Source organism: Pseudonocardia sp. EV170527-09 (assembly GCF_008369905.1).
In the GTDB taxonomy this organism is placed as follows: domain Bacteria; phylum Actinomycetota; class Actinomycetes; order Mycobacteriales; family Pseudonocardiaceae; genus Pseudonocardia.
Genome location: NZ_VRMC01000251.1, coordinates 1 through 1,101, shown reverse-complemented (window position 1 = coordinate 1,101; position 1,101 = coordinate 1). Strand labels below are relative to the sequence as shown.

Here is a 1,101-nt window from a genome sequence, read left to right as displayed (position 1 = left end):
TCCGCGGGAACTGCGCCAACAGAGCCCGCACCTGCGGCTCGACCGCATCAGCCAGCGAACCCCGCGGGCCCCGTTCCCGCCGCGGTGGGCCCGGCGCCCGCAGCGCCGAACGCACCGTGTTCCGCGCGACTCCCAGCCGGCGGGAGATCTCCTTGATCGGGACACCCTCCGCCCGATGCAGACGACGGATCTCGGACCAGTCCTCCACCGACAACACCCCCTCAGCGTCGCCCAGAAGGGGTCAATCCCAATCCGACGTCAGGGGGTCAGTCTCAGGCCGTCGTCGACACAGCTCCACTTCACAACCGGAGGCCTTCGTCTGTCAGCCAGACTCACCGCCCCCGGACGGGACAACCTCCCTGGACATCACACCTAGGCCCCGGCTCCGGGGCTCGTGGCGGGTCTGCGGCACCGGGCGGGCCCCGTTCGGCGTGGTGCGTCCCACACTCCGTGGTCTCCACAGGTCGGTCTCAGCGTCGTCACAGCGACGGTGAGCAGGATGGGGCCCATGGCGACGACTCCCGACGTACCGACCTGGGTGGGTGAGCTCGACCGGCTCGCCCCGGCCCGCGACCTCGAGGTCGATCCGCGCTTCGCCGCGGCACGGCTGCTGGTCACCGTCGGTGGCACCCCGCAGGGTCAGGTCACGGTGCCGCTGAGCGGCGGCCGGGCGACGGCCGCGGAGCTCGCGCTCGCCGTGGGCGGGCTGCCCGCGGCCGACACCGTTGCCGCCGCGCCGTCCGCGACCGACCCGGTCACCGTGGTCGTCGCGACGCGCAACCGCCCCGAGTCGCTGGCCCGCTGCCTGCGCGCGGTCCTCGCCTCGGACCACCCGGCGCTGTCGGTCGTCGTCGTCGACAACGACCCGGACGACGAGCGGACCGAGCTGGTCGTGCGTGCCGCGGGCTCGGACCGGGTCCGCTACGTCCGCGAGCCGCGCCGCGGCGCTTCCATCGGGCGCAACCGGGGTCTGACCGAGGCCCGCACCGAGATCGTCGCCTTCACCGACGACGACACCGAGGTTGACCCCGCCTGGGCCTCCCGCATCGCCGGCGCCTTCGCCGCCGACCCCGAACTCGCCTGCGTCTCCGGCCCCGTCCT

At 73.9% G+C, this 1,101-nt stretch carries 2 protein-coding genes; one reads left to right on the top strand and one right to left on the bottom strand.

Annotated features, from left to right (window positions below; genetic code table 11):
* On the bottom strand, positions 1 to 217 hold a 217-nt coding region (locus tag FVA95_RS28880), incomplete at its 3' end, for a sigma factor-like helix-turn-helix DNA-binding protein (RefSeq protein WP_193564260.1).
* Between the two features lie 291 nt (positions 218 to 508).
* Here FVA95_RS28880 and FVA95_RS28875 point away from each other — a divergent pair.
* Positions 509 to 1,101, top strand: a 593-nt coding sequence (locus FVA95_RS28875; protein ID WP_149666909.1) for a glycosyltransferase family A protein, incomplete at its 3' end; no start/stop codon positions are given.